Annotated in this window: 17 protein-coding genes and 1 tRNA gene; 8 read left to right on the forward strand and 10 right to left on the reverse strand. The window is 37.1% G+C overall.

What is annotated here, in order from left to right; all coding sequences use genetic code 11:
• Genes bioD through ABD676_RS10280 form a run of 3 tightly spaced genes read right to left on the reverse strand, consistent with a single transcriptional unit; the run spans window position 1 to window position 2,330 of the window.
• Entirely contained in the window at window positions 1-624 is a 624-nt protein-coding gene (bioD, locus tag ABD676_RS10270; RefSeq protein ID WP_344674582.1) for a dethiobiotin synthase, read from the reverse strand.
• A complete protein-coding gene (locus tag ABD676_RS10275) occupies window positions 617-1,717 on the reverse strand; it encodes an aminotransferase class I/II-fold pyridoxal phosphate-dependent enzyme (RefSeq protein WP_344674583.1) in 1,101 nt (366 codons plus the stop codon). The genes bioD and ABD676_RS10275 overlap by 8 nt, the downstream gene beginning before the upstream one ends.
• Window positions 1,698-2,330 (reverse strand): hypothetical protein, encoded by a 633-nt coding sequence (locus ABD676_RS10280; protein ID WP_344674584.1) that lies wholly within the window; start codon window positions 2,328-2,330, stop codon window positions 1,698-1,700. The genes ABD676_RS10275 and ABD676_RS10280 overlap by 20 nt, the downstream gene beginning before the upstream one ends.
• Before the next feature lie 20 nt (window positions 2,331-2,350).
• Here ABD676_RS10280 and ABD676_RS10285 point away from each other — a divergent pair, with 20 nt between their 5' ends.
• Complete coding sequence (locus ABD676_RS10285; RefSeq protein ID WP_344674585.1) at window positions 2,351-3,877, forward strand: aminotransferase-like domain-containing protein; 1,527 nt, start codon at window positions 2,351-2,353, stop codon at window positions 3,875-3,877.
• On the opposite strand, the gene ABD676_RS10290 is transcribed toward ABD676_RS10285, so the two are convergent.
• The 4 genes from ABD676_RS10290 to htpG form a co-directional block, all read right to left on the reverse strand.
• Window positions 3,878-4,297, reverse strand: coding sequence for a hypothetical protein (locus tag ABD676_RS10290; RefSeq protein WP_344674586.1), 420 nt, complete (start codon window positions 4,295-4,297; stop codon window positions 3,878-3,880).
• A 618-nt stretch (window positions 4,298-4,915) separates the two neighbouring features.
• A complete protein-coding gene (locus ABD676_RS10295) occupies window positions 4,916-6,094 on the reverse strand; it encodes a serine hydrolase domain-containing protein (RefSeq protein ID WP_344674587.1) in 1,179 nt (392 codons plus the stop codon).
• Window positions 6,095-6,245: 151 nt separating this feature from the next.
• A tRNA-His gene (locus ABD676_RS10300) sits at window positions 6,246-6,319 on the reverse strand.
• A gap of 354 nt (window positions 6,320-6,673) precedes the next feature.
• Window positions 6,674-8,563: a molecular chaperone HtpG gene (gene htpG / locus ABD676_RS10305; protein ID WP_344674588.1), complete on the reverse strand. Its 1,890-nt coding sequence runs from the start codon at window positions 8,561-8,563 to the stop codon at window positions 6,674-6,676.
• A gap of 147 nt (window positions 8,564-8,710) precedes the next feature.
• Here htpG and ABD676_RS10310 point away from each other — a divergent pair, with 147 nt between their 5' ends.
• The 5 genes from ABD676_RS10310 (at window position 8,711) to ABD676_RS10330 (ending at window position 14,571) form a co-directional block, all read left to right on the forward strand.
• On the forward strand, window positions 8,711-9,280 hold the full coding sequence (locus ABD676_RS10310; RefSeq protein WP_344674589.1) for a suppressor of fused domain protein: 570 nt from the start codon (window positions 8,711-8,713) through the stop codon (window positions 9,278-9,280).
• A gap of 92 nt (window positions 9,281-9,372) precedes the next feature.
• Complete coding sequence (locus tag ABD676_RS10315; protein ID WP_344674590.1) at window positions 9,373-10,056, forward strand: DUF4397 domain-containing protein; 684 nt, start codon at window positions 9,373-9,375, stop codon at window positions 10,054-10,056.
• Window positions 10,057-10,129: 73 nt separating this feature from the next.
• Window positions 10,130-10,618 carry a DUF6882 domain-containing protein gene (locus tag ABD676_RS10320; RefSeq protein WP_344674591.1) on the forward strand — a complete coding sequence of 163 codons (489 nt, stop codon included), beginning with the start codon at window positions 10,130-10,132 and terminating at the stop codon, window positions 10,616-10,618.
• 102 nt (window positions 10,619-10,720) lie between these two features.
• Window positions 10,721-14,266 carry a chromosome segregation protein SMC gene (smc, locus tag ABD676_RS10325; RefSeq protein WP_344674592.1) on the forward strand — a complete coding sequence of 1,182 codons (3,546 nt, stop codon included), beginning with the start codon at window positions 10,721-10,723 and terminating at the stop codon, window positions 14,264-14,266.
• A gap of 116 nt (window positions 14,267-14,382) precedes the next feature.
• On the forward strand, window positions 14,383-14,571 hold the full coding sequence (locus tag ABD676_RS10330; RefSeq protein ID WP_344674593.1) for a hypothetical protein: 189 nt from the start codon (window positions 14,383-14,385) through the stop codon (window positions 14,569-14,571).
• A 22-nt stretch (window positions 14,572-14,593) separates the two neighbouring features.
• On the opposite strand, the gene ABD676_RS10335 is transcribed toward ABD676_RS10330, so the two are convergent.
• The 3 genes from ABD676_RS10335 to ABD676_RS10345 all read right to left on the reverse strand — a co-directional run bounded on the left by ABD676_RS10335 (window position 14,594) and on the right by ABD676_RS10345 (window position 21,805).
• Complete coding sequence (locus tag ABD676_RS10335) at window positions 14,594-16,927, reverse strand: S9 family peptidase (protein WP_344674594.1); 2,334 nt, start codon at window positions 16,925-16,927, stop codon at window positions 14,594-14,596.
• Between the two features lie 195 nt (window positions 16,928-17,122).
• Window positions 17,123-20,521, reverse strand: a complete 3,399-nt coding sequence (locus tag ABD676_RS10340; RefSeq protein WP_344674595.1) for a 3-keto-alpha-glucoside-1,2-lyase-like domain-containing protein — start codon at window positions 20,519-20,521, stop codon at window positions 17,123-17,125.
• 15 nt (window positions 20,522-20,536) lie between these two features.
• Window positions 20,537-21,805, reverse strand: coding sequence for a Gfo/Idh/MocA family oxidoreductase (locus ABD676_RS10345; RefSeq protein WP_344674596.1), 1,269 nt, complete (start codon window positions 21,803-21,805; stop codon window positions 20,537-20,539).
• Between the two features lie 619 nt (window positions 21,806-22,424).
• On the opposite strand from ABD676_RS10345, the gene ABD676_RS10350 reads away from it, so the two are divergent.
• Window positions 22,425-23,996, forward strand: coding sequence for a glycerol-3-phosphate dehydrogenase/oxidase (locus ABD676_RS10350; RefSeq protein ID WP_344674597.1), 1,572 nt, complete (start codon window positions 22,425-22,427; stop codon window positions 23,994-23,996).
• A gap of 26 nt (window positions 23,997-24,022) precedes the next feature.
• Window positions 24,023-25,516, forward strand: coding sequence for a glycerol kinase GlpK (gene glpK / locus ABD676_RS10355; RefSeq protein ID WP_344674598.1), 1,494 nt, complete (start codon window positions 24,023-24,025; stop codon window positions 25,514-25,516).
• Window positions 25,517-25,537: the final 21 nt, after the last annotated feature.

The following is a 25,537-nucleotide window of genomic DNA, read 5'->3' on the forward strand; positions in this document are numbered from 1 at the left end:
TTAATCTAATTCTTCAATACGTATAAAAGGCATTGCCTTCGTCAATTCTTCGGCAGTTAACTGCTCTAATTCTGGTAGGTAAATAAGTTTAGTACCCATGGGCACCTGTTTGCGAATTATCCGTTCACTTGCTGGATTAAAAGGTCCATTAAAAACAAGAAAACTTAATTCTAAGCCAGCATTTTGTATAGCCTGAATACTTAATATGCTATGGTTAATGCAGCCTAAGTAATCACGGCAGACCAAGACAATAGGTAAATTCAACCTTTTCATTAAATCCAGAATAAATAGATCTTCTGATAAAGGCACAAATAATCCTCCTGCACCTTCCACCAAGAGATTTCCCTCATAATTTGGAACTTTAAAAGCCTCTAAATCTATTTTGATTCCTTCTTCTGCTGCAGACTCATGAGGAGAAGCGGCTTTTTGTAATCGATATTGTTCTGGAAATACAAGCAAACGGTCCCCAAGCAATTCTTTCACACACTGCGTATCGGAGCTTTGCAAATCACCAGATTGAACAGGTTTCCAAAAAGCAGCATCCCATAATTTCAATAGAAATGCTGAACTGATGGTCTTTCCTACCCCTGTACCTATTCCCGTTAAAAAAAACTGTTTATGCATAATTTTTTAATATCTCAATCAATAAGTCCATATCTGCCATACGATGATCAGCATGAATACTTATTCTTAAACATTCCTGACCTAGGGGTACTGTTGGAGGCCAAATCGCATAGGTCAATAAACCCGCTGCCAAAAGTTGATCAACAAGTCCATTTAAGGAATTCCCTTCTGCTACTTTAAATATCTGAATTGGACTATCGGATTCAGCAGTTAATGGCAGTCCCGAAGACTGAAAATAAACGATGTTGTTTTGTAGCCTTTCTTGCAATTCCGAGGACTCTAATAAGTAATCATAGGATTCCTTGACCGCTAAGGCATGAAAGTCTGGAATAGCTGTACTGTATATGAATGGACTTGCGTTTTGTACTAAATAGTTTTTCAAAGCATGAGAACAGAGTATAGCCGCCCCATATAGTCCCATAGCCTTGCCATAAGTAACTGTAATGGCTAAAAATTCATGTTGTATTTTTTGCTGATTTGCCAAACCTAAACCAAATACACCCAAGGCATGTGCTTCATCCAAGATTACCTCAGCTTTATAGCGTTTCGCTAAGGCAATAACAGCAGCTAATGGAGCCTTGTCTCCATTCATGGAATACAGGCTCTCTACAGCTATGAAAATTCGTCCTGAGGACTTCTTTAAAAGCGACTCCAAATGCTGCATATCATTATGCTTAAACTTCCATCGAGTTCCTGTACTCATCAGGTAGCCATCCATAATGGATCGATGTACAAACTCATCAACGATAAGGGTATCTCCTTTTTTAATTAAAGTAGAAATAAGGGCAAGATTGGCCGTATATCCTGATGGGAATAGCAAAGCAGTATCCACTGCATGGAGTTTCGCTAGGTATCCTTCAACGGATGTCAACACATCAGAATTGCCGGAAATTAATCTCGAACCTGTATTTCCTAAGAGACTTTTCGGATGCTGCATTAAGGTTTCGTGAATTCTACTTAGGAATACTTTATCTTTTACAAGACCCAAATAATCATTCGAATAAAAATCAATTCCAGTATTACGTGGTTTTAATTTTCTAGTATGAATAATTGTTGGTTCTGGTTGGGATTCCTTAGGCAATTGATTCCACATTTTTGGTTTTGCTTTCTACATCTTTTACAATGGCTACTAACCAATCTGAAAACAGTTTATCTTCCATCATCAAAACTTCGTTGGCATAACTTTCCCAATCTGGATGAAAATCATTCAATTGACTGATCATCTCTTCTAAGTGTCCTTCTTCTTCTAAAATGATGGATTTCACCATTACTTTGGATTGAGCTGCACTTAACTCTTCCTGATAGATAGGATACAAAGCATCTGCTCGAACTTCAATAGCATAGGTTACAAATAAGTAAGCCGCATATTTTAACTCCTGTCCGCTCAATTGAAATTCGGACTTTAGATAACGACAGACCTGAATATCCAAACGATGTAGATATTGTTTTGATGCCTTTCCTGCAAGCATTGACGCCTCTTCATAAAATTGAAATCCGGAGACATCCAGTTTGCCAATTTGCTTTTTTAGGTAAAATGCATGTCGATGTTCTTCGGCAGCATGTTTCAGTTGAATGATGCCAGTCATGCATTCATCTTCGCAAGCAGAAATCTTTCGAGCTCCTGCATTTTCCATAAAAGAGAGACTATTTAGCCAACCAGCATGAAGCTCCGGATTGGCAATAATAAGGCGTAACGTTTGGTTCATGACTTTAATATTTCCAACAAATGTACTACCTTGCCGGACCATCTAAGGGTACCAGTATAAAGATGATAAATAGTCCGGTTGATATATTATATGCCAATTTCATCCATTTAGATCGAAATTCCAGTATTCCGATTTATTTACAAATAGCCAATCAATTGATTCTCGCTATTAATCGAGGAACATTGAAACCAGGCAGCAGGTTATTAGGTACTAGGCAACTAGCCAATCAACTTCAAGTTCACCGCAATACAGTTATAGCAGCATTCGAGGAACTCTTAGCTCAAGGTTGGGTAGAAATCAAGCCTAATAAGGGAACTTTTGTTGCTGAAGAACTTCCTTTAAGTCAAAAAGCATTAATATCACCTAAACGTTATCCTCAAAAAACTGGTTATTCCTTTGAGAAAACATTTCTTTTTGACAATCCCTATGAAATAAGCAATTGCCAGTACGTCTGGAATGATGGTACTCCAGATATTCGCTTAACGCAAATCAATGACCTTTCTCGGGTTTATAGTGCAAATTTAAAGCGAAGAAGCAACCAAGCTAAAATGGGTTATTACAACCAAGAAGGCAGCGAATACTTTAAAGAGCAATTATTAAGCTATTTGAAAACTTCTAGGGGCTTACGGATTAACCTCAGCAATCTATTGATTACTCGAAGTATGGAAATGAGTCTCTATATCCTGACCGAGATTCTTTTAAAACCTAAGGACATTGTCGTTATTACCGAATTGAATTACTTTTCCGCTAACATGACCTTCCAAAAATCCGGAAGTATTATACGAACTGTACCTGTTGATGAGGAAGGTTTAGATACTCAAGCATTACGGTCCATTTGTGAAAAGGAAAAGATAAGGATGGTTTATCTCAACTCTCACATGCATTATCCAACAGTGGTAAGCTTAAGTGCCAAACGCAGAATGGAAATCATGCAATTGGCCGTAGAGTTTAACTTCATTATTGTGGAAGACGATCCTGATTATGATTTCCAATTTGACAAACCTGCTTTGATGCCCTTGGCAGCCAATGATGAAAACGGAATGGTCATTTATATCAGTTCTTTTGGAAAGTCCCTTGCTCCTGGTTTTAGAACGGGATTTATCGTATGCCCAGACAATTTAATGCAGGAAATGTATAAATATTTAGGTTTAATTGACCGTCAGGGTGATGTCCTTATGGAACAAGCATTAGGGGAACTAATAGAGGAAGGATTGATCCATCGACATATCAAAAAATCCTTGAAGTCATATCGTGAAAGAAGAGACATCATGGCTAGAAAGTTGAATGAAGATTTTAAGGAGGAAATAACATTTGAAATTCCCAATTCTGGATTGGCTTATTGGTTGCATTGGAAGAAACCAATCAATTTGTTAAAGTTAAGCCAAATTGCAGCAAAACATGATCTCTTTATTCCTAAGACCTTATTATATCAGAAAAAGGATTTGTGTGCTATGCGTGTCGGATTTGGCAACCTGACGGCTGAGGAAATTATAGAATCACTTGATATCCTAAGGAAAAGCTTTAATGAATTAGAAAAATTGGGGTAATTAGTTACTGACTACCTTCATATCATCTTTTGATGAAACCGGGCTTTTATAATGAATGTATAATCGTTTATACTTAATCATTTCTCGAGTGTCAGCCATATAAGTCATCTTATTATCTCTAAAAACTAACCTTGCCGCTTTCTTCTCCATACTCGTGGCAAAATCTAGAAATTCTCTAAAGAAATTTCGACGTTCATTCGTGGAGAACCTACTCTGTTGACAAATCAATAGGATAATTCGCTCATTGAAAAATATCTTTATCCTTGACCCTTGTACATTCAACAAATAAACGATAGGCTCTGGACCATCATTAGGGAATAAGCCGAAGCCTACCCTTCCGGATTCATCATTAAATACATAGGCATAAAATTTAACAGTGCCTATTACACTTGAATCTACTAAAATATTCTTTGATAACATGTGGCAGTTAATTTTTGGACCTCATTATTAATCAATGAGTTGATATCAAAGATATAATTTTTTTCGATAAATCCTATAACCAGCCTTTTGAATTAACCCAAACTTAACGTAAAAACATCAAAACCCACTACAATCTTAATTTATAAGAGTAAATTGTCAAATATAACTTCCTTTATATCCAAATCATTACAATAATCGTAAACGACATAAAACCAATATCAATAATTTTTTACGCTAAAGAAGTAATATTTACACTTGGGAATTCCATGTGTTGAACTACATATTACCTCGTATTTCTCTTAAGTTTGCTTCGAGACGCTTAGGGAATTTCTAAGGATGTGATAGGGATCTCCTTCGGATCTCGTTCGGTCGGAACCGAACGAGATCCGAAGGAGATCCGAACAAGTTCCGAAGGAGATCCGTAAGAGTCTCGAATCCAACCCCTACCAAACCCTTGGGAAAGACGATGAGAATGCAGACAAAAGACATCAGAATTACTTGTCTTTTATTTAGGATTGAGTATTAAGTATGGAGAACTTCAGTTTGAAAAATGGAGTTAAATTATATCGGTGAACTTGAGAATTAAAGAGAAATAATACTGTTAGATCAAAAAGATGTTTAATTAAAAAATTCCAATGTTTCGGCAATTGCCTTTAGATCTTCCAAAATCTTCTGGTTGTTTTCCGTTTCGATGTTCGCATTAATTAGTACAATACGTCCTATATTGCTTTTCAGCTCTATTGATATGACTGCAAACACCCCAGGGTCACTACCTGTATGTGTCAATCTCCCTTTAGAATTATAGCTCCAAAACATGCCTTGGTTTATCGTGTTCTTTGTCAGATTCTGAGGAAGATTGTTAGCATCAAATTGCTTTTTAAAAAGCTTATTAAGTGATTCTGACACTAAAATCTTTGATGATCCATATGGAGAGGTAACCAAAACTTTGACATATTTTATTAAATCTTGCAAAGAAGTTTTCAAACTTCCATCTGGATAGGTTATTGAACTGTATATTTTCACCGATTTATCTTCATTCACAAGATCCTTATAAAATGGATAATTTGGCTTATTTATTTCATACAATGTTGCATATCGACCAGCTAATTGTTCATCATAAAACCAGTGTGTATCGCTTAGATTTAAAGGTTGGAAGATATATTTTTGGGTAAATTCATCAAAAGACATATTCGCCTTTACCTCTATCAGGTATGCCGCTAAAGCTGAGGCAATATTGGAATAACTATAAGTACTTCCCACAGGAGCTTTGTTAAAATTCTTTTTGCTGTAGGATTTACCAGTTTTACTAAGGCAATCTCTTAAGAAATCAGCAAGTGACTGATCATGTTTTTTACCAAGATGATAACTCTTTATAAAAGTATCTTCAAAATCAATGATTCCAGAGGTATGGGTAAATAGATGTTTTATTTTGATGATATCTTTGGGGCGATATGGATTTATAACCTCAAATGGGAGTATATCATTAATAGCAGTCTCTTCGTTGAAATAGTTTAATTCAAATGCCTTTACCAAAGCTAGAGCAATCATTGTTTTACTGATGGATGCCACAGGCATGATCGTTTGTGCTGTAAAAGGAGTTTTCCTCCCAACATCAGCATATCCATAAGCTTTTGAAAAAAGGATGGAATCATTCTTTATCACCCCTACTGCAAAGCCTGGAAAATCAGATTGTTTATATATTTTTTGGAATCTCTCATCAAGATTTTGAGAATTGGTCTGAGCACACAATGATATGGAAAGTAACAGCAATGGAAGGAAAAAGACCTTAAAATTCATGACAAGAAGTTCAATTAGTGGTATTTACAATCGAAAATACTAAATAATTCTAAGCATGAAAGCAGATAAATGTTTGAAATTTTAATAACCCTTTAGTAAAGGCATAAAAATGGGGTACAAAAAAAGCTTCTTATTTCTAAGAAGCTTTTTGGGTAAGTAATGGGGCTCGAACCCACGACCCCTAGAACCACAATCTAGTGCTCTAACCAACTGAGCTATACCTACCGTGATTTTGTGATACAAAAGTAGAACTAAAATCTATATACTCCAAATATTTTTAACAGCTTTTCTTGCTTTAACTCCGAATAAGCTCATTTCTAATTAGATATTTTTTTAGCCAGCTAAGTAAAATGCCTTAGTGCCGAGCAAAAATCGTACTTCCTTGCTATATAAAGCTCGATTTTTACTTGTGTTGTAAAGTAAAAGACATGTTTAAATCCTACGAAAATCGTAAATAAACAGCTTAATAAACCTAAAAAAGGGACAGCGTAATCTATTACACCATCCCTTTTTTTAATATCACCGAGCAAGGTATTCTTTGCTCGGTGCTGATATAGTAATCTAAAAATAGTCTTTTTATTAAATTAAATCCACACTGCGCTTCACAAATGCGGTTAATTCTGGACCTGTTAATAGGCCACGAGATAATAGAGCTAAGTCAAAAGCTTGTTTGGCTAATTTCTCTCCATCCTCATCGGAAGATTCTATAATGCGTTTCACTAATGGGTGATTACCATTTACAGTTACTTTGTAGTTATCCGGTAAATTGCCATAGAATCCCATGCCGCCACCTGTTTTAGCCATATCTTTCATACGACGCATAAACTCATCTAAAGTCACCGATACAGGTAAATCACTTTCAGATAATGCATCAACCTCCACTTTCATATCATTTCGGGAAATGGCTTTATCAAAGATCTCCGATGCTTTCTTGCTTTCTTCTTCGGACAAATTCAAGGTTAATTGCTCATCTTTAGGAATTAATTTCTCAATTACATCAGAATCCACACGTTTCAATTGTACCTTCTCTCCTCCTTTTTGCTCTAGATAACCTGCAAAGTGAACATCTAAAGGCCCATCTAATACCAATACATCATAGCCTTTTGCTTTTGCTCCAGAAATAAAGCTGTCTTGCTGAGACTGATCGTTCGTGTATAGATAAACAATGTTGCCATCCTTATCCACTTGGATATCTTTTACTTTCTCGTAAAACTCCTTCATGGTATAGTAAGCTGCATCTACATCCTTTAACAAACAGAAATCATTTGCCTTTTCAGCAAATTTCTCATCTGTCAGCATACCATATTTGATAAACAAACCGATGTCATTCCACTTTTCCTCAAAACCTTTACGATCAGCCTTGAAGATTTCCTGCAATTTATCAGCAACCTTTTTGGTAATGTAATTGTTGATTTTCTTGACATTGCTATCCGCTTGAAGGAATGAACGCGAAACGTTTAGTGGGATATCAGGTGAATCGATTACACCTTGTAATAGCATCAAAAACTCTGGAACGATATCTTTTACCTCATCAGTAATGAACACCTGACGAGAATACAACTTGATTTTATTTCGTTGAATCTCTAGTTCATTTTTGATTTTAGGGAAGTAAAGAATACCTGTTAGGTTAAATGGATAATCTACGTTCAAATGAATCCAGAACAAAGGCTCATCCATCGAGTGTGGATACAACTCATGGTAGAAATCCAAATAATCTTGATCAGTCAATTCAGAAGGCGCTTTTGTCCAAGCCGGATTGGTGATATTGATGATATTATCTTTTTCTACAGTTTTGTATTTTGGTTTACCATCAGCATCTTCCCCATCAGGTTCCGATTCTGTTTTTGTACCAAAACGAATTGGAACAGGTAAGAATTTAGCGTATTTATTTAAGATCTCCTGAATTCTACTTTTGTTCAGAAATTCGGCAGACTCTTCGTTGATATGAAGGATAACATCCGTCCCACGAGTAGTTCTTGTACCCTCATTGATTTCATAGGTTGTTGATCCATCACAAGTCCAGTGTGCAGGTTCAGCACCTTCTTGGTAAGATAAAGAATTGATTTCAACCTGGTCAGCAACCATAAATGCTGAATAGAATCCTAAACCAAAGCGACCTATGATCTCATTCGCATCATTTGCCTCTTTGAATTTCTCCATGAATTCGGTTGCACCCGAAAAAGCAATCTGATTAATATATTTCTTGATTTCTTCTGCAGTCATACCGATACCATGATCTGAAATGGTAATGGTCTTAGCTGTTTCATCCAATTTAACATCGATCGTTAAATCACCAACTTCGCCACTGTATTGACCTAGTGAAGCTAGTCTTTTGATCTTTTGTGAAGCATCTACTGCGTTGGATACTAATTCACGTAAAAAGATCTCGTTATCAGAATATAAGAATTTCTTAATTACCGGGAAGATGTTCTCGGTATGAATGGAAATGGTACCTTTCTCTTCTTGCATATAGTTATAAATGTTATGTCTTAATTAGTTTAGTTTTACCTTAACAATAGGCATTCCATTGTTAGAATTAGGTCAATTTGACATGATAAACTGCAATTTTTGCATAAAAGAGCTACATTAGCCTAAAATTTAGTGAAATTTCTTCCTATGATATTAAGTAAGCCCGACTTTTTAAAATCTCCCTTAGAACATTTCCGTGGAAATATTGAGCAAATATTTCGCAGTAAAGTGCAGATATTCCGAGAGAAATCGGTTAAAAATGGACTTCCTTTTGTTTATACCTTGGTACTCCAAGATCAACAGGAGCCATTATTGACCAGCATATCTTATGGGGCTTCATTCGCCATTGCGCCAGAACAAAAAAACAAGGTTGAGCTATTACTTCAGATGGAGACTAATGATATGGCTTGGGCACATGTGATTGGATACCTGGCCAATCATCTACGAGGTGATTGCCCATTTCATGAAGGAGAAATTATACGTTTTGGACAAATGATTAGTCAGGAATCCAAATTAAACAGCTTTGTCGTTTGTAAACCTGATATGGAGGAGCTTCAAGGAAGCATCATGGATAGCAGAAAATCAAGTAGCGTGCATCTCATGCAACTATTACCGATTTATGAAGAGGAAGTATTGAGCATTGCGAAGTATGGTTTAAATGGTTTTATTGACCGTTTAAAAGACAAAAAAACCGACCCAAAAAGAAAGCCTATATAATTTTTTCATTTCCTCATGTAGCATTTGATGTGACGTTACCGTATTTAAGAATGAACGTTCTAAAAAGTTACAGATAATTAGAGAAAAAGACCATGAGGAAAATTAGCATTTTATTCGTTTTAATTGCAGGAATATTTAGTTTGACGAGTTGTTTAAAAGACGACGAGGGGACTTATCCTGATGCTGCTGGAGTAGCCGTAGTAAACGCCTACCCTATTGAGAGCAATTTATATTTTTTAATTGGCGGCCGTGAACTTCCAAATTATGCCGGTCAATATAAAACTTACACAGGATTCTACGCCATCCCAGGAAATAAAAACTTTAAAGTATTTAACGGATTGAGCAATGAACTCCTAATTGATACCACCATGAATTTTGTGGATAGCTTATCCTATGCAACCTTTGTATATGGTGAAGCAGGAAAACCGATGTTCTTACGAGCTAAAGATGAAGCATTAAAGGACTTAGGTACAAAATCAGCAGCTCGTTTCTTCCATTTTGGAAACAAAGCTGGGAAAGTAAATTTATCCATTGACAACCAAGATATCACCGCTTTCAAAAATAGAGTTCGTGAAAGCAGTCAAACAGTAGAGAATACAGAAAAGTTCCAAGTAGTAAATTCAGGAACCTATACTATAACTGTTACAGATGAAACAGGACGTCAATTAGTTAAAAAAGAGAACGTAGAATTCCAAGCAGGAAAATACGTGAATATTATGCTCTTGGGAACCTTAGATGACAACAAATTCCCATTGGAATTGGGCGTAATCTATTAATATTAGGCAGCTTTACAATACATCCATAATTTAGGAGAGCCCATTTTACATGGGCTTTTCTTATTTTTACCCTATGAATAATCAAGAACCTAGCATACCTATTCTTGGAAAAAATGAAACATTTGCCGCACTCCATCTGAAGGCACATGAATACATTTTGGAAAAGCAAGAAGATTTAGAATACGAATATGGTTTTGGACAATACGATCGTTATACCTTAGATGAAAACAACCACATCCTCTCCTATTTCTTAGATAACGAATTGAAGCTTCAAATCGAATACCTGATTATTGGTCAATTTGAAAAGGACCTGCAGCAGTGGACCTGGCAATGGGTAGAACAAGCAGATCTATTGAACGAAGGAAGTGATTTGGAGATTATTCGCAATTATGGTGAGTTCTATGGTATGGAAGCCCTTCATCTGGATAAATGGATAGCTGACTTAGGCTATGCTTGGGCAGTGACTGCCATTGCAGCATATTTAAGGCGTTCATTGGGTATCTTTAGATTACAAGGAAATTCTATTGATCAATTCATCCTATTAAAAGAAATCGTCGCTTAAACTTATCGACATTTAATAAGAAGGACTATCCAACTATTATTTTAATCGTAGTTGAAAATCCTTATTTTCGCACACATTTGTTTTTTACGTAAAGAGAGGCGCATGCAGTTAACGAAGTTAGAGATTAAAGGGTTTAAGAGTTTCGGAGATAAGGTATCCATCAATTTCAATGAGGGGGTTACAGCAATTGTAGGTCCTAATGGCTGTGGCAAATCGAATGTTGTTGATGCCATTCGTTGGGTATTGGGTGAACAGAGTACCAAAAACCTTCGTTCGGAGAAAATGGAAAACATTATTTTCAACGGAACTAAAAATCGTAAACCAGCAAACCTTGCCGAAGTTTCTTTGACTTTTGACAATACAAAAAATATCCTTCCAACGGAGTTCACAACAGTTACCATCACCCGGAAATTATTTCGTACAGGTGAAAGTGAATACCGCCTGAATGATGTAAAATGTCGATTAAAAGATATTACCGATCTGTTTTTAGATACGGGTATTGGGGCAGATACTTATTCCATCATTGAATTAAAGATGATTGATGAAATCATTGCCAATAAAGACAATTCACGTAGGAATTTATTTGAGGAAGCCTCTGGTATCTCCAAATATAAAGTCCGCAAAAAACAAACGCTATCGAAGTTAAAAGATACGGAATCTGATCTTTCCCGAGTGGATGATCTACTGTATGAGATTAATAAGAATTTAAAATCCTTAGAAAACCAAGCTAAGAAAGCGGAGAAATATTTTGCCTTAAAAGCAGAATACAAAGAGGCTAGTATAGGCCTGGCTTATTATAAGTTAGAGGGTTTCCATCAAGACCTTGAACGCATTACGGAACAAGAAACCCAACAGCAAGATCTATTATTAAAAACCCAAACCCAGATTACGCAAAAAGAATCGGAGTTGCAGGCTTTAAAGCGAGAAATCTTAGCCAAGGAAAAGAATTTAGCTGCTCAACAAAAGGCAACCAACGAGTATGTCAATAAAATACGCAGCTATGAGTCTGAAAAGAAAATTAAGAATGCCCAAATGCGTCACCTTCAAGAGAAGGAGACTCGTCTAAGCAATGATTTAAATAATGATAAACAGCAACTCAACCATGTACTTTATAATATTAAAAGACTGAATGAGGAACTGTTTGAAGAGCAAGAGAAGCTAAATACAATACAGCAGGACCTAGAAGTCAACAAACAAGAAGTGGAGGCTTTACGTGGTCAACAACAAGCCGCTAAAGGAAAGTTAGATGAATTCAATAAATCCAACAACGATTTACAAAACAACATCTACAAATTAGAAAAGGATATTGCGGTACTGGGTATTCAAAAAGATGCCTTAGAACAAGAATCCTTACGCACCAGCAGTGATACACAATCAAAAGAACAGGAATTAAATCAATTCAATAAAGTGGTCGCTGAGCTGGAAGAACGTGTTAGCTTACAGCAAGAGCAATATGATGTAGCTATGCAAACCGAAGAGGAATTGCAAGCTCAAATACAGCAAACGGATGCTCAAATCAAAACCACGACAGAAGAGCTAAACAAGGAAATTCGTATTGCAGATGCAAAACAAAACGAGTATAACTTGACGAAGTCTTTGGTCGATAACTTGGAGGGCTTTCCAGAGTCCATTCGTTTTCTTAGGAAACATGCGGGATGGAAGAAACAACATCCCCTATTCTCGGACATCTTATTCTGTAAAGAGGATTATCGCATTGCCATTGAGAACTATCTGGAGCCTATCATGAATCACTATGTGGTAGAAACCAAAGATGAGGCCGTACAAGCGATTAAATTACTGAGTGAGGCATCACGTGGTCGAGCGAATTTCTTTATCCTAGACGCCGTTAAAACAGCGGATATCCAAAGGAAAGAATGGCCTATGGATGATCGCATGATTTCTGCAATGGATATCATTTCGGTAGAGGATAAATATAAGACGCTTTGTAGCACATTACTGCATGGGGTATTTTTATTGAAATCCGAAGAAGGAATGACTTTAGAGTCTGACCTTCCGACAGATGAACGTATCATTCTACAGCGAGAAGGTAAGTTTACCAAAAACAAATTAGGCCTTAGCGGTGGTTCTGTTGGTCTATTCGAAGGAAAAAGAATAGGTCGAGCTAAGAACTTGGAAAATTTAGCCAAAGAGATTAAAACGCTAAATCAACGAATTGAGACTTTCCAGAAAACAGAAAGAGAGCTTCAAGATCGAATCATTAGCTTAAGAGGAAGTTCTCAAAAAGAATTTATTGATGAACAGAGGGTTCAATTAAATCGCTTAAACAACGAATTGATTTCTGTTAAAACCAAACAGGAACAGTACCAGACTTTCATTACCAACAGTCAAAACCGCAAATTGGATATTGAGACAAAAGTTGCCACATTAAGTGTAGAATTGGAAAAAGCGGAACCAGAATTAACGACTTTAAAGATACAATCTGAAAACAACCAGGAAGAGCTCATGCGCCTGCAAGAAGCCTTTAGGGATGTTTCGGAAATTCTAACGGATAAATCCACCGTATTTAATCAGGAAAATATCAAATTCCATCAGCAACAAAGTAAGGTGTCTACCTTGAATAAGGACTTAGAATACCGAGAGCACCAGCAGATGGATTTTGAAAAGCGCATTGAGAAAAACGCTACGGAATACGATCAAGTTAAAGAAGATATTAAAGAGGCCATGAAGTATGTGGATCATAATGATACCGATCTATTGGCTATGTATGAACAGAAGGAATCCTTAGAAAAAGGTCTTCAAGAAGTTGAAGAAGATTTTTACGGCTCCCGTAAAGTTATCAATGATGTGGAAGATGATATCACATCCCTTCGTAAGAATAAAGACTTTACGGATACTTTGATATCGGATTTAAAAGACAAGAAAACTACGCTTCAGATAGACTTGAATGCCTTAAAAGAACGCTTATCTGTAGAATTCAATATTGAATTGCAAGACTTATTGGAGGGCGAGATTCCTGAGAATAGACCTGCAGCACAAGATCTGGAGCAACAGTGCAATAAATTAAAGAAGCAACTGGATGAATACGGCACGATCAATCCGATGGCCAAGGAGGCATACGATGAGATGAGTGACCGTCATAATTTCATTCAAAAGGAAAAGACGGACCTAATGGAAGCTAAAGCATCGCTTTTAAGCACTATTATGGAGATAGATCAAACAGCGAATGAAAAATTCATGTATGCCTTTACAACAGTTCGTGAGAATTTTATTCAGGTATTCCGCTCTTTATTCAATGAAGAGGATTCTTGTGATATTATTCTAAGTGACCCTAATAATCCATTGGAATCTGATATTGATATTGTAGCAAGACCAAAAGGAAAACGACCTTTATCAATTAATCAGCTTTCAGGTGGTGAGAAGACATTAACATCGACGGCTTTATTGTTTTCTTTGTACCTACTTAAACCTGCCCCATTCTGTATATTCGATGAGGTGGATGCACCTTTGGATGATACCAATATTGATAAATTCAATAATATTATCAGGGAATTCTCCAATCAGTCTCAGTTTATCGTGGTTTCTCATAATAAACGAACTATTGCAAGTACGGATATTATCTATGGAGTTACCATGGTGGAACAAGGTGTTTCCAGAGTGGTTGCAGTAGATTTAAGAGATGTAGCTTAGAGTTTCATCCTATATAGATAAAAAATAAAGCAGGAGCTAATTAACTCCTGCTTTTTTATTATAAAATATTTTTGTTTAAATTTACTATAACCAACTACAAATAAACCATTTATGTTATGACTTATAATCAATCCTTATTATTATTGGTTTCCATAGCAACATTTGGAACCGGTTTATTCTTTCTCCTGGATGGCATCCCCGATAATAACCATATAGGTTATATTTCTTTAGGGATTTTGATTGCCGCGAATGCCTTTTATTATTTCTTTTCCAATGAATGGCTAAATAGGAAAAAACGATTTTAGGCACTCTCCTATTTGTATTAGTCTACTTTTTCAAGGTATTTTCAAATAACTTGAATATCCGCTTATACTCATCGGTCCAGCTACTTGGAGTTACAAATCCATGATCTTCTACCGGATAGACTGCTAAATCCCAATTATCCTTTCCTAATTCAATCAGACGTTGGTTCAGACGAACAATATCTTGGAATTGGACATTCACATCAACCATCCCATGTAACATCAAAAGATTTCCTTTTAAGCCATCCGCAAAGTAGATTGGTGAACTTCGTTTAAAAGCAATAGGGTCCTCAATAGGCGTATTTAGAATGTTGGCTGTATAGCCGTGGTTATAATGAGCCCAATCCGTTACAGAGCGTAAAGCTGCACCTGATTGGAATCTATCAGCTTCGGTAAATAAGGCCATCAGGGTTATAAAACCACCATAAGATCCACCATAGATCCCTACATGATTAGGATTGACGTTGTAATTTTTCACTAAATAATCTACAGCATCGACCTGATCTGTCAGATCTTTTCCTCCCATGTGCCTATAGATACCTGTACGGTGATTACGACCATATCCAGAACTAGCGGTATAATCCACATCGATGACAGTATAGCCATTATCAGCTAGCATATTATTGAACATGTATTCTCTGAAATATTGGCTCCACCAGTAATGTACATTTTGCAAATAGCCGGCACCATGAACAAATACTACTGCAGGTTTATTTGGATGCGGGTTCTTAGCCGGGTAAACTCGAGCATAAACATCATCTCCATGTCGGTTTTGGAATTTCACCAATTCCGGTTCTCGCCAAGCATAGCTGTTAAATTCAGTACTGGTCGATTCCGTTACTTGTTTTGCATCTGCTTTTGGTTTATTAGCTTGGATATATAATTCCCATGGTTTATTGCTCGTGGAATGATTAATCGCCAACCAACGTTCATCCGGGGATAAGGTCACTTCATTTCCTCCTTTAGCAGTAGTTAACTGCGTAAAATTAGAACCATCGGTATTTAAGGAGTAAAAATGCGTTATTCCAGGATGCTCCTTGTTACCTGAGATATAAAAAGTCTTCTTATCATTGGACAATTGAACAGATTGCACTTCCCAATTTCCTTGAGTTAATTGTTTCTTCTGACCATTGGATAAATCATAGGTATAAAGGTGGGAATAACCTGTTGCTTCACTTTGGAAATAGAACGTATTTCCATCGATCCATCTAACCTCTCTTCCAATACCTGGACCAGATATCCATGCTTCATCATGCTGTCGATCGATTAAACTTAGGCTAGCATCTGTAGGATCAACTTTCAATATCCAAAAATCCTTATTGTCTTGAGATTTAGCGGTGATTACCCCATATTTTCCAGAAGGTGACCAAGTAAGCATCCCCCAATTAATTGGACGATCTTTATTTTCCTTTTTAAGTTGAGTTAAACGTTCAGGGTAATCCGATAAATAGGCAGGAAGGTCATTAATTCCCGGAATGGTAGATGCATTCAATTCCAAGACAGTATCACGATCCAACTGATAAACATAAGATGCGTAACGTGCTTGGCTATTGCCTACCTTGGTTCGCATGTTTAAGTCTTCTACATATCCTGATCGGGTAATAAAATCTGGAACGATTGTATTGCGATTACCTCTAGCCATATGTATCAACCTGTAATTGATATATTTCCCATCGGGATTGATACTTAATCCGGCTAACATAGCATCGCCAATATAAATTGGTTTTAGGGCTTTTGAGGCTCTATTTCTTTCAGGTTTATCTTTTTCCTTAAATACATCAAATAATTGCTCTTGATCCTTTTTTAACCATTCATCTTGTGGACTCAACATTGGACCTTTACTTGGCGCATTTCCCCGAACAAAATTACTTAGCTGTTTTGTTTCCAGGCTTGTAAGATCTAAACTGTAAATGTTTTCATTTCTGACATATGCTATTTGTTGCGTGTTTAAAAAGCCAATAAGGTTCTCACGTTCAATAGTTTGCGTAAGACGTTTAGTTCCTTTCTTTTTGACATCTACTAGAAATAGGTCGCCATCACGCTCATATAAAGCTAAACTACGGTTATCATTATAAACATAATTTGGAACCTGATCCAGCTGTGCAATACTATCTGTGCTCAGTTCATACTTTTGTTTATTGACATCCCAACGGTAAACTTCTGATTTCTCCAAGTTCTTAGGATTCCAATTAAAATAGAGAAACTTACTATCTGCTGACCAGCGGTAATTGCTAGGTGAAGTTCCCATCCATTTGGGATCACGCATGATTTTTTCCACTGTTAATGGTGCTAACTGTGCAAATACTTGAGCAGTAGGAAAAAGTAAAAACAGGGATACTTTAAAAGATAACTTCCGCATATCGTTATTTCATTTTTAGGATTATAGCAATAATACAAGATTATTGATTGATTGACAATAAAATTAGCCTTTTTCAGAGGGAATAACACGTAACATTTCCTTCTCAATTCCTCTTATTAGATTGCTTTAATTAGGGTACAAAAAAAACAGTGTCCCTTAAGAGGAACACTGTTTTAAATCGTTTAAGACAGGAACTTACAATTTTTTAACGCGAATATTGCGTAAGAATACTTCTGTTCCATGACCTAAGAAACCGATATGGCCTTTGCTATTTTGCAGACCTGGATGGTTCTTTTTATCAGCAGATCCATTCTTTGTAGCTTGTGCTAAATCGCCATCTACAATGACCTTGCCGTTCACAGTCACTTTAATTTTATTTCCTTGAACTCGAATTTCTTCTGTGTTCCATTCACCAACCGGATTCAATGAACCACGCTTTGCAGCGATGATACCATATACAGAACCGTGGTATTGATAAGGCTGTAAATTTTTGTAAACTTCAGCTCCATCGTCTAAGATCTGGATTTCCATACCTGCATAAGCGGCATCACCTTCTATTGGCGTACGGATACCAACACCGTTATTAGCTCCTGGCGTTAATTTGAATTCAAAACGATACACAAAATCACCATACTCTTCTTTGGTGTATAAATTCTTACCAAATTTAGCATTTGGGTTAGAACGGATCCATCCTTCCGGAGTGATCTCATAAGCTGGAGTACTGGTCCATTTATCTAGATTAGTACCATCAAATAACACATCAAAACCTTCTTGCTTTTCTTGCGCATTTAAACTGAAAACCTCTTTTCTAGGTAATTCTTTTACGAAGATATCACGATACCATACACGTGAACCATGTGCTTGAAGTTCAATTTGCTCCGTAGGGAAAATCGACTGGTTTCTGTCCCAATAGTTTTCCAATGGAACATTGTCTACTACTAATTTACCATTTAACCATACCCAAACGTTCTCACCTACCATCTTGATTTTGAACGTATTCCATTCTCCTAAAGCATTATCTGCTACTAATAATGGATCTTTCTTTCCTTTAGAATTGTTATATAAACCACCAGAACCTACTTGAGCACCTACATTTGTTCTCGAGATATCCCAAATTTGAACTTGAGGAGTACCACGTAAGTAAACACCTGCATCTGGTTCTTTTCCGTTTGGATCTAATTTCCAGTCCACCAACATTTCAAAGTCGCCATATTGCTTTACAGTAGCAATGTTATCTCCATGTCCGGAGAATACCATATCACCATCTACTGCAGACCAGCTATCACGCATTTTCTTGTCAGCTTCGACTTGTTTTTTAGCTAATTCATCAGCAGACATTTTAGAACGCTTGATCGGATTTTCTACCAATCCTTTCCAACCTGTTAAGTCTTTACCATTGAAGATAGAAACAAAGCCTTCACCTTGAGGCATCTCTGCCAATTGACGCACAATAGCTTCTTTTAAATAAGAACTCTCACTACCTGACAATTTACCAGAAGCTTTTTCCAAAATAGCACGAACATCCTTACCTACAAATGCACTGTTATCCATAGCAATATTCATGGCTACATTAGAAGCTGCATCTCCTAGTTCCTTATCATCCATGTATTTAGCAGCAAACATTAATGCTTGGTATGTTCCAGTAGACTGAAGATTATTTAATGCTGCTTTTCTTTGGTTAGCATTTTTAGCTATTTGGAAAGCATCACGTAAGTATAAAGTCTTTTGTTCTGGGGTAATTTTACTAGCATTGATCTGTTTGATCAAGCCGTTGAAAATCGTATTGAAAATAGTAGCATCCTTCTCTGTACGGGAAAGTTGAATTAAAGTTCCCAAAGATTCCGGATTAGACCAATTTGCCAATGCTTGAATAGCTTCAGCTTTCAAAGGTCCACGACTATTTACATAGTTCTGAACCGCTTTTAAGGCCTCAGAACCACCAACACCTGCGAATATAGGGAAATACTTCCCTGCAGATGGTGCTGCTGAACGTGAAATATTAGCCGCTAATTTTTGAATCTTAGCATCTTTATCCGAGCTAGCATTTAAAGCGATGATAGCTGCTTTTTGAGCTGCACTAATTTCTTCTGCATTTTCAGAATCTAAAAGTGTAATGGTTGCTTCAAAATTATCAGCATTTACTACGTTTGCTAATGCTTTGTAAGCTGCTAAACGAACCGCTGAATCAGAGGATTTCGTTAAACCAAGTACAGCAGCAGAGGATTTCTCATTCGAACGTTGAGATAGAATATCCAATAAAGCTAATTGCGTCTTAGAATCAGCATTAGCAATGGCAGCATTAACAACACCCATTGTTCCCATGTCTTTAGAAGAAAGGATTAATGTTTTGATATTTTTTAACTCTGCTTCTGATGCTGAAGGTATTTGTTTGATCAAGAATTCTGTATTTGAACCTTTACTCAATACTGATAAAGCATTAAGCGCTGCAATTTTAGCTTCTTCATCCTTCAGAGAAGAATAACCCTTTTCAATAGTTGAAATTGAATTTTTAGCGTCTTGGTGAGCTAAGAAATTCAAAACTGCTTCTTGCGCATCTGCATTTAAAACTTTAATGGATGAAGCAAGTTTCTTTAAATCAGAAGCAGAAGCTTCATCAGCTAACAATCCTAAAGCAACATTGCGCAATAATTTATCATCACTAGCAGCTAACTTAATTAAGTTCTTTTTCTGTTTTGAAGGTGCGATCTCAGTCAATACACTCAAAGCACCCGCCTGAATAGTTGAAGATTTAGCTGCGCTAGCTTTTTGGAATAAGCTAGTAGCAAACTTAGTTGCAGCAGAAGTTTCCTTTTTATCCACTAAGTTCTCGGCATATAAAACGGCTAAACCAGCAGCATTCGAACGGTCAAAAGCAAAGTTCTTTGCCTCTGCTTTTTGCAAGAATAAATCAGCAGATTTTACACCTGCAATCTTACTTAAAGCTGTTAAACCTGCGAATTGGAAGTTATCAGAATTGTATTTACTCAACAATTCCATAATCTTTGTTTCCGCATCAGCAGATTCTAAATCGCCTAATGCTGTAACTATTGCTGTAGCTATTTTTTCAGAAGATTCAGCTGCAAGGGCACTGTTTAGTGCTGCTGCAGATTCCTTCGTACGGATTCCATTTAATACGCGAGCAGCCTTTTCTGCTAATTGCTCATCAGCTAGATAAGGAACCACTTGTTGGATAGCATCATTCTTAGCACAGTTTTTCAATAGTTCTAAGATATAGCCTTTATTGTTCACATCAGTAAGTTTTGCTAATGCGCCTAATAAACCTTTTACATAGACTTCACGCTTGGCTTCCATTCCAGGTTGCATCACGTAAAATGCATAAGAATTTGTAGCATACTCTACAGGAGCATTATTTCCTCCTTGCGGTTTTAGACCAGTCAATAATGCGGTAATATCGTCTGCTGTGAAGTTTTCCAATTCCTTCATAGCTTGAGTAAATTTCCCAATCTCTTCAGCAGGTTGTTGTGCAAGAACATCAGCAATTTTGGTTGCTGTAGTTCTATTTGCAGGTTGCTGAGCGTAGGCAGCAACTTGTATAAATAATAATGCGGTTATCGTGTTAAATACTTTTTTCATGATTTAGTTTAGGTTTTAGAATGACCAAGGGCCTCTCATTGGTTGATTAATTAAACGGTTTGCTGCTTCATCATTCACAAACTCTTGTTTAGTAGAATCGTAATTAAGTGTTCTGTTTAAACGCAATGCCGCTAATCCCAAGTTCACCAATGTACATGAATAATAACCGTTCTCTTCATTTAAAGCAAACTTCTGACGAGTCCTTACAGCTTCAACAAAATCAGTTACCTGCGGTGCTGGATCAGGATATTGAGCTAATTTGCGTTCCATATCCGGAATATCCGATTTAAATCCACGGAATAATTTTCCATTTGGTCCTTCAATATAAGCTTTACCTTCTTCAGTACCGGCTCCATCTAAGATGATTTGACATCCATCAGCATAGGTATAAGTAATCATGCGCCAAGTACCAACTGCATCTGAATGCTGTTGAGGTGCATCCACCTCTATTTTCACAGGGCTCTCATTATCTTTACCTAGGAAGTATTGAACTGGATCTAAGTAGTGTTGTCCCATATCACCTAAACCACCACCATCATAATCCCAATATCCACGGAATGTTGTATGTACGCGGTGTGCACTATATGGTTTATGAGGTGCAGGACCTAACCACATTTCATAATCCAATTCTTTCGGAACTTGTTGTACTGGTAGATTTTCCTTCCCTACCCAATAGAATTTCCAGTCAAATCCTGTATGCTTACTGATCGTTACTTTCAGTGGCCATCCTAACATACCTGTATCCACCAATTTCTTGATCTTTTTAACAGGTACATTCATACCGTAGAAGTTCGCATCAAAACGGAACCAGGTATTCAAACGGAAAATATTACCATGCTGTTTTACAGCCTCTTTTACTTTCTTACCTTCTCCAATTGTTCTAGTCATCGGTTTCTCACACCAAATGTCTTTACCTGAGCGAGCAGCTTCAACAGCCATCAAGCCATGCCAATGTGGAGGAGTTGCAATATGAACGATATCTACTTCCGGATTATTAATTAAATCGCGGAAATCATGGTGCTCTTTAATACCACCACCTAGTGCTTTTTGCGCTAGTGCTAAGTGACGCGTATCTACATCACAGATGGCAACCGTCTTTGTGCCGGCATAGCCAAAATGTCCACGTCCCATAGAACCTACACCGATTACACCTTTGGTCAAATGATCACTCGGTGCTAGGTAGCCCTTACCTAAAACAAAACGGGGAACAATGGTAAATGCTGCCGCCCCGATCAAGGATTTCTTTAGGAAATCACGTCTAGAAGAATTTTTTATTTCTTTCATAATATTGATGGTTCCATAGAGGATAATCAAACACAAAACTCCCTTTTTAACGCTAGTTTTTAACGTCAAACACAGAGTAGATGCCGATTATTGCTTCATTAAAAATTTATATCGTAGATTTAGTTTACAAGTGTAATCAAACTTTTTAAAAATGTGTTATTCATTCCTGCCATTTCTGTATTTATTATAGACAATATCTGTCTTTTTTCTTAAAATTCATCTTATCAATCGATTGCGTAAATAGAATATTACGCATTTTGACTATATTTTGAATGCATTGCAGTTTATATGGATAATAACAGTAATAAAGTAAACCTCAATCATTACAATCCATCCCTAGTTTTCACAGCTTCTAATAATTTAATATTAACTTAATATTTAAGTGAAATGTCCTACTGTTAAACCTTATAAACGCCTTGAATAAAATTATTTAGCTAATATTCTACCTGATTTTATCCAATAGTTATTCAAATTTGTTTAAATATACCTAATAATTATGGTTTAAAAATAGATAAAAAGCTTAATTTAGCTTTCATCATTTTAGTATGGGTAATAAATAATAAGCTATAGCTTGTCATTTCCATTCAAAAATCCTTAATTTTAGCTAAAAGACATATCAATGCAAGTCGTACCTAACAGAACAGAGCAACTAAACCAAATAAAGACAACCGACAAATGGGATATTGTAATCATCGGAGGAGGCGCTACAGGCCTAGGAACTGCCGTTGATGCTGCAAGCCGTGGATATAAAGTATTGCTTATCGAAAAATATGATTTCGCTAAAGGAACCTCCAGTAAAAGCACTAAGCTTGTGCATGGAGGGGTTAGGTATTTAGCCAATGGTGATATTAAATTGGTGATTGGTGCCCTACGTGAGCGAGGCCTTCTATTTAAGAATGCACCACATGTTTCTTCGGTACAATCCTTCGTTATTCCAGTATATTCAACTTTTAGCAAGTTGAAATACCTGATCGGACTTAAATTATACGATTGGTTAGCTGGAGCCTTGCGTGTTGGGAACTCCATTTCCCTTTCTAAGAAAGATGTAGTCGAAAAATTACCTCATATTGAGCAAAAATCACTTCATGGAGGGGTATTATATTATGATGGCCAGTTTGATGATGCCCGTCTAGCAGTTAATCTTGCTCAGACAGCGATTGAACATGGTGCTACGGTTCTGAACTATGTGGAAGCAACAGGTTTCTCCAAGAATGAGCAAGGAAAAATCAATGGATTGACCATCTTCGACCGAGAAACCCAAGAATCCTACCAGGTCAAAGCAAAGGTTATTATTAATGCTACAGGCATCTTTGTTGATGATATCCTCAAACTCGATACTGCCAATCACAAAAATTTAGTTCGCCCAAGTCAGGGTTCACATATCGTAATTGATCAAAAATTCTTAGCTGGTAAAGATGCCTTAATGATTCCAGAAACCTCGGATGGCCGTGTTTTATTCGGGGTGCCTTGGCATGGAAAAGTTTTATTAGGAACAACAGATATCCCTATTGATCAGCATCAGATTGAGCCTAGACCGATGGAAGAGGAAATCGAGTTTATCCTAGCAACAGCTAAAAATTACCTTGATCCTGCTCCTACTCGTGCAGATATATTAAGCATATACGCCGGATTAAGGCCTTTAGCTGCTCCTACAGACAAAGATTCAGGAAGTACTAAGGAAATCTCAAGAGATCATAAACTGATCAAGAGCGAGTCTGATTTGATCACTATTACCGGTGGTAAATGGACCACCTACCGTAAGATGGCAGAAGATACTGTAAACTTAGCTATTGAGACTGCCAAGCTGATTGAAGTACCATGTAAAACGAAACAATTGCCTATTCACGGTGCTACCAAAGACAGGTATCATGGACACTGGAGTCTTTATGGTAAAGACTATGCTGCCATACAGCAATTAGCACAAGAAGATCCGAGTCTAAGAGAAGAGATAGTAGCTGGTTATGATTACCAAGCAGTAGAAGTCGTTTGGTCATGTCGCAACGAGATGATTTGTAAAGTGGAAGACTTTTTAGCACGTCGAAGTCGTTTGTTACTTCTGGATGCCAAGGCTTCTATGGTTGCAGCACCGAAGGTTGCAAGAATAATGGCCAAAGAGCTTGGTAAATCAGAAGAATGGATAGCACAAGAAATTAAAGCGTACGAGGAATTAGCTACTCGTTACTTACTATAAAATAACCTTTTATAAAACAACATAACATGAAAGAATACATTATTTCCTTAGACCAAGGAACGACGAGCTCTCGTGCAATTCTATTTAACAAAAAGGGCGAAATCGTTAATATCTCTCAAAAGGAATTCCAACAGTTTTACCCAAAATCTGGATGGGTAGAACATGATCCTCAAGAGATCTGGTCTAGTCAATTAGCTGTTTTCACTGAAGTACTTGCGAAATCTAAAACCAAACTTGATTTCCTTAAAGGCATCGGTATTACCAATCAACGCGAAACCACCATCGTTTGGAATAAACGCACCGGCACACCTATTTACAATGCTATTGTTTGGCAAGACCGTAGAACAGCCGATTATTGCGCTGAATTAATTAAGGCGGGTCATTTAGAAAAAGTACAGGAAAAAACAGGTCTCCTAATAGACTCATATTTCTCTGCTACAAAGATAAAATGGATTTTAGATCATGTCAAAGGTGCTCGAAAACTTGCTGAGCGTGGTGAATTAGCATTCGGAACGGTAGATAGCTGGTTAATTTGGAATCTAACAAATGGCGAAGTGCATGTTACGGATGTTTCCAACGCATCAAGAACCATGTTGTACAACATTAATGAGCTGAAATGGGATGAAGAGTTACTAGAACTATTTGATATTCCGGCAAACATCTTACCGGAGGTAAAAAGCTCTTCAGAAGTCTATGGAAACACATCTACCGAATTAGGCAATAAACAAATCCCTATTGCAGGGATTGCAGGAGATCAACAGGCTGCCCTATTTGGACAAATGTGTACGAAGAAAGGAATGGCTAAAAACACCTATGGTACGGGTTGTTTCTTATTGATGAACGTCGGTAATAAGCCTGTCAAATCAGAAAATAAATTGGTTACTACCATTGGTTGGAAGATTGGAAAAGATGTTGTTTATGCCTTAGAAGGCAGTGTATTCATTGGTGGTGCTGTTGTTCAATGGCTACGTGATGAACTGAAGATCATCAAGAAATCGAGTGATGTCGAGGCTTTAGCCAGCAGTGTACCTGATACCGATGGCGTATATTTAGTACCAGCTTTCGCAGGATTAGGCGCGCCACATTGGGATGCAAATGCTCGAGGAACTTTATTCGGTATCTCCAGAGGTACTTCAGATGCGCATATTGCTCGTGCTGCATTAGAAAGTATAGCATACCAAACCTATGATATTCTGAAAGCTATGGAAGCCGATTCGAAGACCAAGATCAAAGAATTGCGTGTAGATGGCGGAGCTACTCAAAATAATTTCTTGATACAATTCCAGGCAGACATCTTGAATAGCACGGTTGTAAGACCAGAAATCACCGAAACTACGGCTATGGGCGCTGCTTTCTTAGCAGGTTTAGCTGTTGGGTTTTGGAAAGACGTTAAAGAATTGGAAGCCCTTTGGAAAGAAGACAAGCGTTTTACACCTAAGAAAAATCCAAAATTAAAAGAATATATTGCATCATGGAACAGAGCAGTCAAATCAGTAATCTATTGGTCAGCGAATCCATAAACATGAATCTAATAACTAAAC

The organism is Sphingobacterium kyonggiense, from assembly GCF_039536825.1.
Lineage (GTDB): Bacteria > Bacteroidota > Bacteroidia > Sphingobacteriales > Sphingobacteriaceae > Sphingobacterium > Sphingobacterium kyonggiense.

Bases quoted from the DNA above. Each gene is read 5' to 3' on its own strand.
- bioD (WP_344674582.1), bottom strand. From the start codon at position 624: ATGCATAAACAGTTTTTTTTAACGGGAATAGGTACAGGGGTAGGAAAG.
- ABD676_RS10275 (WP_344674583.1), bottom strand. From the start codon at position 1,717: ATGTGGAATCAATTGCCTAAGGAATCCCAACCAGAACCAACAATTATT.
- ABD676_RS10280 (WP_344674584.1), bottom strand. From the start codon at position 2,330: ATGAACCAAACGTTACGCCTTATTATTGCCAATCCGGAGCTTCATGCT.
- ABD676_RS10285 (WP_344674585.1), top strand. From the start codon at position 2,351: ATGTACTACCTTGCCGGACCATCTAAGGGTACCAGTATAAAGATGATA.
- ABD676_RS10290 (WP_344674586.1), bottom strand. From the start codon at position 4,297: ATGTTATCAAAGAATATTTTAGTAGATTCAAGTGTAATAGGCACTGTT.
- ABD676_RS10295 (WP_344674587.1), bottom strand. From the start codon at position 6,094: ATGAATTTTAAGGTCTTTTTCCTTCCATTGCTGTTACTTTCCATATCA.
- htpG (WP_344674588.1), bottom strand. From the start codon at position 8,563: ATGCAAGAAGAGAAAGGTACCATTTCCATTCATACCGAGAACATCTTC.
- ABD676_RS10310 (WP_344674589.1), top strand. From the start codon at position 8,711: ATGATATTAAGTAAGCCCGACTTTTTAAAATCTCCCTTAGAACATTTC.
- ABD676_RS10315 (WP_344674590.1), top strand. From the start codon at position 9,373: ATGAGGAAAATTAGCATTTTATTCGTTTTAATTGCAGGAATATTTAGT.
- ABD676_RS10320 (WP_344674591.1), top strand. From the start codon at position 10,130: ATGAATAATCAAGAACCTAGCATACCTATTCTTGGAAAAAATGAAACA.
- smc (WP_344674592.1), top strand. From the start codon at position 10,721: ATGCAGTTAACGAAGTTAGAGATTAAAGGGTTTAAGAGTTTCGGAGAT.
- ABD676_RS10330 (WP_344674593.1), top strand. From the start codon at position 14,383: ATGACTTATAATCAATCCTTATTATTATTGGTTTCCATAGCAACATTT.
- ABD676_RS10335 (WP_344674594.1), bottom strand. From the start codon at position 16,927: ATGCGGAAGTTATCTTTTAAAGTATCCCTGTTTTTACTTTTTCCTACT.
- ABD676_RS10340 (WP_344674595.1), bottom strand. From the start codon at position 20,521: ATGAAAAAAGTATTTAACACGATAACCGCATTATTATTTATACAAGTT.
- ABD676_RS10345 (WP_344674596.1), bottom strand. From the start codon at position 21,805: ATGAAAGAAATAAAAAATTCTTCTAGACGTGATTTCCTAAAGAAATCC.
- ABD676_RS10350 (WP_344674597.1), top strand. From the start codon at position 22,425: ATGCAAGTCGTACCTAACAGAACAGAGCAACTAAACCAAATAAAGACA.
- glpK (WP_344674598.1), top strand. From the start codon at position 24,023: ATGAAAGAATACATTATTTCCTTAGACCAAGGAACGACGAGCTCTCGT.